This window comes from Ideonella sp. P3_A4 (assembly GCF_056403075.1).
In genome coordinates, this window is the sequence record NZ_JBFUGE010000216.1 from 1 (window position 1) to 10,152 (window position 10,152).

Consider the following 10,152-nt stretch of genomic DNA (forward strand, 5'->3'; position numbering starts at 1 on the left):
GAACACGATCATCCCGATGCCGGGGCTCATGGCAGCGACGACGCCGGTGGAGACGCCGATCCAGGCGCCAAGCACCGTGGGAATCATCGACAAGGCCAGCAGCCAGTAGGTGTTGCGCAGCACACGGTTGCGTTGCGCGGCCAGCGAGCCCGATCCGGCGGCGCCGGTATAGGTTTGCAGGCTTTCGTTCATGGAACCTCCGTTGGTTGCACTTGCGCCGAAGCGCATGGATCAGACCGGTAAGCCTTCATTCTAGTTCCGCACCCCCGGAAGCAGCCCCCGAACAGGGCGACCCGGCGCCGGGCTGACTTGGCCGTTTGGTCGGCTCAGGCTATACTTAGCGGGTTTACCCGAAAACACAGCCGCCCAGCGAAACTCCCCTTCACGGTTTCCTCTCGAGTCCTGCCCGAGCCTTCGATTTATCGAGGCGGTAGTGGGCCCGGGCTGGGTGCGCGAACACCGGAGTTTCCATTTTGCCGCTTTCGTCTTCCCAGGTGCCCGTGTCCCTGGTTCCCGTTGTGGCGCCCGCCATCCTGGCTCTCGCAGACGGCACGGTCTTTTCCGGCACCTCGATCGGCGCAGCCGGTCAGACGGTCGGTGAAGTGGTGTTCAACACCGCGCTCACCGGCTACCAGGAAATCCTCACCGACCCCAGCTATTGCAGGCAGATCGTCACGCTGACGTATCCGCACATCGGCAACTACGGGGTCAACGCCGAGGATGTCGAGGCGTCCAAAGTCCATGCCGCCGGCTTGATCATCAAGGATCTGCCGGTCCGCGTCTCCAACTTCCGCCAGTCGCAAACGTTGTCCGAGTACCTGCGTGTGCAGGGCACGGTGGCGATCGCCGACATCGACACACGCCGCCTGACGCGCGTGCTGCGCACGACCGGCGCGCAAAACGGCTGCATCGCGACCTTTGCCGAAGGCCACAAGGTCACCGACGGCGACATCGCCGACGCAGTGGCGCGCGCCAAGGCCGCGCCGAGCATGGCGGGGCAGGACCTGGCCAAGGTCGTCAGCGCCGAAGCGAGCTACCCCTGGACCGAGACCGAGTGGAAGCTGGCGCGTGAAGACGGCACGCCCGGCTACGGCAGCTTGGTCAACTCGAAATTCCACGTCGTTGCCTATGACTTCGGCGTCAAKCGCAACATCCTGCGCATGCTCGCCGAACGCGGCTGCCAAGTCACGGTGGTGCCAGCGCAGACGCCCGCCGCCGAGGTGCTGAAGCACAAGCCCGATGGCATTTTTCTGTCCAACGGCCCCGGTGATCCGGAGCCTTGCGACTATGCGATCACGGCCGTGCGCGAGTTGATCGACACCGGCATCCCGACCTTCGGCATCTGCCTGGGCCACCAGATCATGGCGCTGGCCTCGGGTGCAAAGACGTTCAAGATGAAGTTCGGCCACCACGGCGCGAATCACCCGGTGAAGGACCTGGACTCGGGCCAGGTGTCGATCACCAGCCAGAACCACGGTTTCGCGGTCGACGAGAAGACCCTGCCGGCCAACCTGCGCCCGACGCATGTGAGCCTGTTCGACGGCACGCTGCAAGGCTTGGCTCGCACCGACAAGCCGGCCTTCTGCTTCCAGGGTCACCCGGAGGCCTCGCCCGGCCCGCACGACATCAACTACCTGTTCGACCGATTCACAGCGCTGATGACCGAGAAGAAGGCGGAGAAGAACTGAATGGCCAAGCGCACCGACATCAAGAGCATCCTCATCATCGGCGCCGGCCCGATCATCATCGGCCAGGCCTGCGAGTTCGATTACTCCGGCGCGCAGGCCTGCAAGGCGCTGCGTGAAGAGGGCTACAAGGTCATCCTGGTCAACTCGAACCCGGCGACCATCATGACCGACCCGGACACGGCCGATGTGACCTACATCGAGCCGATCACCTGGCAGGTCGTCGAGAAGATCATCGCGAAAGAGCGGCCGGACGCGATCCTGCCGACGATGGGCGGCCAGACCGCGCTGAACTGCGCGCTCGACCTGCACAAGCACGGCGTGCTGGCCAAGTACAACGTCGAGATGATCGGTGCCAACGAGCACGCGATCGAGAAGGCAGAAGACCGGCTGAAGTTCAAGGACGCGATGACCAAGATCGGGCTCGGCTCGGCCAAGTCCGGCATCGCGCACACGATGGAAGAAGCTTGGGCGGTGCAGAAGAGCATCCTGGCGGACGTCGGCGGCTCGGGCTTTCCGATGGTCATCCGCCCCAGCTTCACGCTCGGCGGCACCGGCGGCGGCATCGCCTACAACCCGGAAGAGTTCGAAGAGATCTGCAAGCGCGGGCTCGACCTGTCGCCGACCAACGAACTGCTGATCGAAGAGTCGCTGATCGGCTGGAAAGAGTACGAGATGGAGGTCGTCCGCGACAAGGCGGACAACTGCATCATCGTCTGCTCGATCGAGAACCTGGACCCGATGGGCATCCACACCGGTGACTCGATCACGGTCGCCCCGGCCCAGACGCTGACCGACAAGGAATACCAGCTGCTGCGCAACGCGTCGATCGCGATCCTGCGCGAGATCGGCGTCGACACCGGCGGCTCGAACGTGCAGTTCTCGATCAACCCCGACACCGGCCGGATGATCGTGATCGAGATGAACCCGCGCGTGTCGCGCTCGTCGGCGCTGGCCTCGAAGGCCACGGGCTTCCCGATCGCCAAGGTCGCCGCCAAGCTGGCGGTGGGCTACACGCTCGATGAGCTGCGCAACGACATCACCGGTGGCGCAACCCCGGCGTCGTTCGAGCCGTCGATCGACTACGTGGTCACGAAGATTCCGCGATTCGCGTTCGAGAAATTCCCGGCCGCCGACTCGCACCTGACGACGCAGATGAAGTCGGTCGGCGAAGTGATGGCGATGGGCCGCAGCTTCCAGGAAAGCTTCCAGAAGGCGCTGCGTGGCCTGGAGACCGGCATCGACGGCCTGACCGAGCGCTCGACCGACCGCGAAGACATCATCCAGGAGATCGGCGAAGCAGGCCCGGAACGGATCCTCTTCGTGGCCGACGCCTTCCGCATCGGCATGACGCTGGACGAGATCTTTGCCGAGACGGCGATCGACCCCTGGTTCCTGGCGCAGATCGAGCAGATCGTCTMGACCGAGAAGGCGCTGACGGGCCGTTCGCTGGAAAGCCTGAGCAAGGACGAGCTGTTTTTCCTGAAGCGCAAGGGTTTCTCGGACAAGCGCCTGGCCAAGTTGCTGGCAACCAACCAGCACGAGCTGCGCGCCAAGCGCCACGCGCTCGGTGTGCGCCCGGTCTACAAGCGGGTCGACACCTGCGCGGCCGAGTTCGCCACGCAAACGGCTTATCTCTACTCGACCTACGACGAAGAGTGCGAAGCCGAGCCGACCAACAARAAGAAGATCATGGTGCTGGGCGGTGGTCCGAATCGCATCGGCCAGGGCATCGAGTTCGACTACTGCTGCGTGCATGCGGCACTGGCGATGCGCGAAGACGGGTACGAGACCATCATGGTCAACTGCAACCCGGAAACCGTGTCGACCGACTACGACACCTCGGATCGTCTGTACTTCGAGCCGGTGACGCTGGAAGACGTGCTGGAGATCGTCGACAAGGAAAAGCCGGTCGGCGTGATCGTGCAGTACGGCGGCCAGACGCCGCTGAAGCTGGCGCTGGATCTGGAACGTGCCGGCGTGCCCATCATCGGCACCAGCCCCGATTCGATCGACGTGGCCGAAGACCGCGAGCGCTTCCAGAAGCTCTTGCATGAGCTGGGCCTGAAGCAGCCGCCGAACCGCACCGCGCGCACCGAAGAGGGCGCGGTGGCGATGGCGCACGAGATCGGCTACCCGCTGGTCGTTCGCCCGAGCTACGTGCTGGGCGGCCGCGCGATGGAAATCGTGCAGGACGACAAGGACCTCGAGCGCTACATGCGCGAGGCGGTTCGCGTCAGCGAGAAATCGCCGGTGCTGCTGGACCGCTTCCTCGACGACGCGATCGAGGTCGATGTCGACTGCATCAGCGACGGCCGCGACGTGATGATCGGCGGCATCATGGAACACATCGAGCAAGCCGGCGTGCACTCGGGCGACTCGGCCTGTTCTCTGCCACCGTATTCGCTGTCGCCTGCGATGCAGGACGAGTTGCGTCGCCAGACCGCGCTGATGGCGCGTGCGCTGAAGGTCGTGGGCCTGATGAACGTGCAGTTCGCGATCCAGGGCGAGGGCGATGAAGCGATCGTCTACGTGCTGGAAGTGAACCCCCGCGCCTCGCGCACGGTGCCGTTCGTCTCGAAGGCCACAGGCCAGCCGCTGGCCAAGATCGCCGCGCGCTGCATGGCCGGCCAGAAGCTGGTCGACCAGCGCGGCAAGGATGGCAAGCAGCCGCGCGAAGTGATCCCGCCTTACTTCAGCGTGAAGGAAGCGGTCTTCCCGTTCAACAAATTCCCGGGCGTCGACCCGATCCTCGGCCCCGAGATGCGCTCGACCGGCGAAGTGATGGGCGTGGCCTACAGCTTCGGCGAAGCGATGCTGAAGAGCCAGCTCGGCGCCGGCTCGCGTCTGCCGGCCAAGGGCACGGTCGTGATCACGGTCAAGAACAACGACAAGGATCGCGCCGTCAAGGTGGCCGGTGACTTGGTTGACCTGGGCTACAACGTGGTCGCGACCAAGGGCACGGCGGCAGCCATAGCGGCTGCTGGCGTGCCGGTGAAGCTGGTCAACAAGGTCAAGGATGGCCGGCCGCACATCGCCGACATGATCAAGGCGGGCGAGATCCAGCTGGTGTTCACGACGGTGGACGAAACGCGCACGGCGATTGCCGACTCGCGTTACATCCGCACCGCGGCGCTGGCGCACCGGGTGACCTACTACACGACGATGGCTGGTTGCGAGGCCGCCACCGAAGCGCTGAAGCACCAGGACGACCCGAATGTGCTGTCGCTGCAGGAGCTGCACGCCGCGTTGGTGTGATCCCACGGGGTTGGTGCGGGCTTGCAGCCCGCCCAATCTGCTCTAAACTTCCCTCCAAGCGCGCCTGATGGCGCGTTTTCCTTTTTCCCACGAATTTCAGGGGCCTGCCGGCCCGCCCCAGGACGGATCCGGCGAGCCCTGACCGAAGGTATTTCCAGTGAGCACCATTCCTCTGACCACGCGCGGCGCCGAAAAGCTGAAGGAAGAACTGCAGCGGCTGAAGTCCGTTGAGCGCCATGCGGTGATCCAGGCGATCGCCGAGGCGCGCGCGCAGGGCGACCTGTCCGAGAACGCCGAGTACGACGCGGCCAAAGACAAGCAAGGCTTCATCGAAGGCCGCATCCTGGAGATCGAAAGCAAGCTGGCCGCGGCGCAGATCATCGATCCGTCGTCGTTGGACGCCGGTGGCCGGGTGGTCTTTGGCGCCACCGTGGAGCTGGAAGAAGAGGAATCCGGCGCCAAGGTCACTTACCAGATCGTCGGCGACGACGAGGCTGACCTGAAGCTGGGCCTGGTCTCGATCAGCTCGCCGATCGCCCGCGCGATGATCGGCAAAGAGGCCGGTGACATGGCCGAAGTGCGCGCCCCCGGTGGCGTGAAGAGCTACGAAATCATGGCGGTGCGCTACAAGTGAGCGTTGCCGCGGCGCTGACCGACCGCTCGGCGCGATGGCCCGGGCTCGGCGCGCAATGCCGCTAGGGGCAGAGGCCAGCTTGAATCTGATCGAACGTGCGCGGCGCGTGCTGCCAGGCTTGTGGGCCGGCGCATTGCTGTGCATTGCATTGATCGCCACGCCGGCGGCGTTCGCCACGTTGGTGACGCAAGACGCCGGCCGCGTGGTGGGCCGCATCTTTGCGCAGGAGGCCTATCTCAGCCTGGCGCTGGGCATCGCCTGTTTACTGCTCGAGCGGCGTGCGGCCGCGTCGTCCGACGGTGAAACCCGCCTGTCCATGCCGATGGTGCTGGCGTTGGGCGCGCTGTTCTGCACCGTGGCCGGCTATTTCGGCCTGCAGCCCATGATGGCGGCGGCTCGGGCGGGTGAGGGCAGCTGGACTTTCGGCCAACTGCATGCCGTCAGCCTGGGCTTGTTCGGCGTGAAGACGATGGCAGTGCTGGCGCTCGCGTGGCGCGCGGCCAGTCCTGCCAGCCCGGTCAGTCCTGTTGGGCCTTCTTCTTGACGCTGGTAGGGCGCACCTTGGCGCGCTTGATCTGGCCGCCGACGGTGACCCGCTCGTTGCCGAAGACCTTGACCTTCTTGACCGTCGCTCGATGGTTACCACTTTTGGAGAAGCTGACGATCTTCACGGTGCGCGGGCCGGGCTTGCGGTCTTCTTTCTCGACCTTGGCCTTGACCGGCAACGGTCGCCACAGCACCAGCAGCTTGCCGATGTGCTGCACGGGCGCAGCGTTCAGTGTGTCGGCCAACGAGGCGAGCGCGGCTTCACGGGTTTCGCGGTCATCCGAAAACATGCGCACCTTGATCAGGCCGTGGGCCTTCAAGGCAGCGTCGGTTTCCTTCACGATGGCGGGCGTCAAGCCCTCGGCGCCGATCATCACCACCGGGTCGAGGTGATGGGCCAAGCCCCGCTGTTCTTTACGTTCGGCGGGTGTCAGAGTAATTGCAGGCATCCTCGTATTATCTCCGCCGCATGAAAATCAAAACGAAAAGCAAGAAGGTCAACAAGGCGTGGCTGCACGACCACATGAACGACCCCTACGTCAAGATGGCCCAGAAAGAGGGCTATCGGGCGCGTGCGGCCTACAAGCTGAAGGAAATCGACGAGGCTTTCAAGCTGTTCCATCCCGGCCAGGTGGTCGTGGATCTGGGCGCTGTGCCCGGCGCCTGGAGCCAGTACCTGCGCCGGCGTTTTGCGCCCAAGGCTGCTGGCGTCGGCGGGGCCGCTACCGGTGAGCTCGATGGCACCATCATCGCGCTGGACGTGCTGGAGTTTGAGCCGATCGACGGCGTCCAATTCATTCTGGGTGACTTCCGTGAAGACGAGGTGATGCACCAGTTGGAGGCTGCACTGGCTGGGCGGCCGGTCGACGTTGTGGTGTCTGACATGGCGCCCAATCTGTCGGGCATCGCATCGGCCGATTCGGCGCGCATTGCCCATCTGGTCGAGTTGGCGGTCGATTTCAGCGCGCGCCACCTCAAGCCGGATGGTGCGTTGGTGGCCAAGGTGTTCCACGGCAGCGGCTACAGCCAGCTCGCAGAACTGTTCAAGCGGCAGTTCCGGGTCGTCAAGCCGATCAAGCCCAAAGCGTCACGCGACCGGTCGTCCGAAACCTTTTTGGTTGGAATCGGTCTGAAAAGACCCTGAAACACTGGTGAAGACTCGAAAAACCGGGCGTTTGGGCGGTTCTGGCGCCCTTGCCCGAGAGCCCGCTCTGTCAGGATGGCAGGGTATTGAGTCGACTAGAATCAACCCTATATGCCTGGGKTGGCAGGTGGAGTTGTCCGCCTGTTGGCCTAACCTGGATCTCGCAAAGGAACCGCGGTGAACAATCAGTGGATTTCGAAGGTCGCCGTCTGGCTGGTGATCGCCTTGGTGCTGTTCACTGTCTTCAAGCAGTTCGACAAACCGCGCACCAACGAACAGGTGACCTACACCCAGTTCATGGACGACGCGAAGCAAGGCCGAGTCAAGCGCGTTGAAGTTCAAGGCCGCCAGCTGAAGGTCACGCCGAACGACGGCCAGCCCTTCACCATCTCATCGCCTGGCGACCTGTGGATGGTCGGCGATCTGATGAAGTTCGGCGTGCAGGTTTCTGGCAAGCCCGACGAAGAGCCCTCGCTGCTTCAGACGCTGCTGCTGTCCTGGGGCCCGATGCTGCTGCTGATCGGCGTCTGGATCTACTTCATGCGCCAAATGCAAGGTGGCGGCAAGGGCGGCGCCTTCAGCTTCGGCAAATCCAAAGCCCGCATGCTGGACGAGGCCAACAACACCACCACCTTCGCTGACGTCGCCGGTTGCGATGAAGCTAAGGAAGAGGTCAAGGAACTGGTCGACTTCCTGAAGGATCCGCAGAAGTTCCAGAAGCTGGGTGGTCGTATTCCCCGTGGTGTGCTGCTGGTCGGCCCTCCGGGTACGGGCAAGACGCTGCTGGCCAAGGCCATCGCTGGCGAAGCCAAGGTGCCGTTCTTCTCGATCTCGGGTTCTGACTTCGTCGAAATGTTCGTCGGTGTCGGTGCGGCCCGTGTACGCGACATGTTCGAGCAGGCCAAGAAGAGCGCCCCCTGCATCATCTTCGTCGACGAAATCGACGCCGTCGGCCGCCACCGTGGTGCCGGTCTGGGCGGTGGCAACGACGAACGCGAGCAGACGCTGAACCAGATGCTGGTCGAGATGGATGGTTTCGAAACCAACCTCGGCGTGATCGTGATGGCGGCCACCAACCGGCCCGACATCCTCGACCCGGCGCTGCTGCGCCCGGGCCGCTTCGACCGCCAGGTCTACGTGACGCTSCCGGACATCCGCGGCCGCGAGCAGATCCTGAACGTTCACATGCGCAAGGTGCCTGTCGGCGGCGACGTCAAGGCCGACATCATCGCGCGCGGTACCCCGGGCTTCTCGGGTGCCGACTTGGCCAATCTCGTCAACGAAGCCGCTTTGTTCGCTGCCCGGCGCAATGGCCGCGTGGTCGAGATGATCGACTTCGAGCGTGCGAAGGACAAGATCATCATGGGCACCGAGCGCAAGTCCATGGTGATGGACGAGGAAGAGCGCAAGAACACGGCGTACCACGAGTCTGGTCATGCACTGATCGGTCGCCTCCTGCCCAAGCTGGATCCGGTGCACAAGGTCACCATCATTCCGCGTGGCGGCGCGCTGGGTGTGACGGTCTCGCTGCCTGAGAAGGACCGCTACAGCGTCGACAAGATCCGCATGTTGAGCACGATCTCGATGCTGTTCGGCGGCCGGATCGCCGAAGAAGTGTTCATGGGTCAAATGACCACGGGCGCCAGCAACGACTTCGAACGTGCCACCCAGATCGCCCGCGACATGGTGATGCGCTACGGCATGACCGACTCGCTGGGTCCGATGGTCTACGCTGAGAACGAAGGCGAAGTGTTCCTGGGTCGCTCAGTGACCAAGACGACCAACGTGTCGGAAGAAACGATGCGCAAGGTCGACGCCGAAGTCCGCCGGATCATCGACGAGCAGTACGGGATCGCCCGCAAGCTGATCGAAGAGCATTCCGACAAGATGCACGCGATGGCGACGGCGCTGCTCGAATGGGAAACCATCGATGCAGACCAGGTCGACGACATCATGAACAACAAGCCGCCGCGCCCGCCGAAGGATTGGACGCCGTCCGCCAACCGCACCGGCACAGGGCCCACGCCGCCGGTCAATCCGGACAGCGCGCCCGCCGCGGCCTGAGCCCGGCTGAAACGACCGCTTTCCTAGACAACGGGGCCTGAAGGCCCCGTTGTGCTTGCTGCCTTCCTCGGACGACCCTCGCTTTACCGTGCCGCTGACCTGGCAGACCGCCCGCTTCACGATCGATCTCGCTGCGCGCCCGCAGGTGATGGGCATCGTCAACGCGACGCCTGACTCCTTCTCGGATGGCGGCCATCACGTTGCGGCCAGCCAAGCTTGCGCGTATTGCGATCTCCTGCTGGCGGAAGGCGCCGACATCCTGGACATCGGCGGCGAGTCCACCCGTCCTGGCTCTCAGCCGCCGCCGTTGGACGTCGAGCTCGAGCGGGTGATGCCGGTGATACGGCATGCGGTGACCCTGGGTGTGCCGGTGTCGGTGGACACCAGCCGGCCAGAGGTGATGGCCGCGGCGCTGGATGCAGGCGCCGACATCGTCAACGACGTGCGCGCACTCCAGCAACCTGGGGCGCTAGCGGCGGTGGCGGCGCACCCGCGCGCGGGCGTGTGCCTGATGCACATGCAGGGAGAGCCGGCGACGATGCAACAGTCGCCGCACTATGAAGATGTGCTGTCCGACGTCACGGCCTTTTTGACCCAGCGCCTGAATCAGGCAACGGACGCTGGCATTGCCGCTGAGCGCATCGTGCTGGACCCTGGCTACGGCTTTGGCAAGTCGCTCGAGCACAACCTGACGCTGTTCCGGCAACAGGCGCAGTTGCTGGCCTTGGGGCGACCGCTGCTGGTGGGCTGGTCGCGCAAGGGGACGCTAGGTCAGCTGACCGGCCGGCCTCTGGACCAGCGCATGCCCGCCAGTGTGGGCG

General features: G+C 64.3%; 8 protein-coding genes and 1 pseudogene. 7 read left to right on the forward strand and 2 right to left on the reverse strand.

What is annotated here, in order from left to right; translation table 11 throughout:
* Window positions 1–192: pseudogene (locus AC1DYI_RS18550) on the reverse strand (BAX inhibitor (BI)-1/YccA family protein); the annotation flags it as partial.
* 314 nt (window positions 193–506) lie between these two features.
* Between AC1DYI_RS18550 and carA the strand changes: the two are divergent.
* From carA to AC1DYI_RS18570, 4 genes are all read left to right on the forward strand, one after another.
* A complete protein-coding gene (gene carA, locus AC1DYI_RS18555; RefSeq protein WP_477205612.1) occupies window positions 507–1,688 on the forward strand; it encodes a glutamine-hydrolyzing carbamoyl-phosphate synthase small subunit in 1,182 nt (393 codons plus the stop codon).
* A complete protein-coding gene (gene carB / locus AC1DYI_RS18560) occupies window positions 1,689–4,943 on the forward strand; it encodes a carbamoyl-phosphate synthase large subunit (protein WP_477205607.1) in 3,255 nt (1,084 codons plus the stop codon).
* Between the two features lie 157 nt (window positions 4,944–5,100).
* Complete coding sequence (gene greA / locus AC1DYI_RS18565) at window positions 5,101–5,577, forward strand: transcription elongation factor GreA (RefSeq protein ID WP_477205608.1); 477 nt, start codon at window positions 5,101–5,103, stop codon at window positions 5,575–5,577.
* A gap of 79 nt (window positions 5,578–5,656) precedes the next feature.
* Window positions 5,657–6,121, forward strand: coding sequence for a DUF4149 domain-containing protein (locus AC1DYI_RS18570; RefSeq protein WP_477205609.1), 465 nt, complete (start codon window positions 5,657–5,659; stop codon window positions 6,119–6,121).
* Here the strand turns inward: AC1DYI_RS18570 and AC1DYI_RS18575 are convergent.
* Window positions 6,096–6,572, reverse strand: coding sequence for a YhbY family RNA-binding protein (locus AC1DYI_RS18575; protein WP_477205610.1), 477 nt, complete (start codon window positions 6,570–6,572; stop codon window positions 6,096–6,098). The two genes, AC1DYI_RS18570 and AC1DYI_RS18575, sit on opposite strands and share 26 nt — an antisense overlap.
* A 20-nt stretch (window positions 6,573–6,592) precedes the next feature.
* Here AC1DYI_RS18575 and AC1DYI_RS18580 point away from each other — a divergent pair, with 20 nt between their 5' ends.
* The 3 genes from AC1DYI_RS18580 to folP all read left to right on the forward strand — a co-directional run.
* Window positions 6,593–7,267 carry an RlmE family RNA methyltransferase gene (locus tag AC1DYI_RS18580; RefSeq protein WP_477205613.1) on the forward strand — a complete coding sequence of 225 codons (675 nt, stop codon included), beginning with the start codon at window positions 6,593–6,595 and terminating at the stop codon, window positions 7,265–7,267.
* Window positions 7,268–7,444: 177 nt separating this feature from the next.
* Window positions 7,445–9,331, forward strand: coding sequence for an ATP-dependent zinc metalloprotease FtsH (gene ftsH, locus AC1DYI_RS18585; RefSeq protein ID WP_477205611.1), 1,887 nt, complete (start codon window positions 7,445–7,447; stop codon window positions 9,329–9,331).
* A gap of 148 nt (window positions 9,332–9,479) precedes the next feature.
* Window positions 9,480–10,152 (forward strand): dihydropteroate synthase (gene folP, locus AC1DYI_RS18590; RefSeq protein WP_477205614.1); only part of this gene is annotated, 673 nt, incomplete at its 3' end.

What these genes read in the sequence shown, in the direction of transcription:
- AC1DYI_RS18575 (WP_477205610.1), bottom strand. Translation starts at nt 6,572, where the DNA reads ATGCCTGCAATTACTCTGACACCCGCCGAACGTAAAGAACAGCGGGGC.
- AC1DYI_RS18580 (WP_477205613.1), top strand. Translation starts at nt 6,593, where the DNA reads ATGAAAATCAAAACGAAAAGCAAGAAGGTCAACAAGGCGTGGCTGCAC.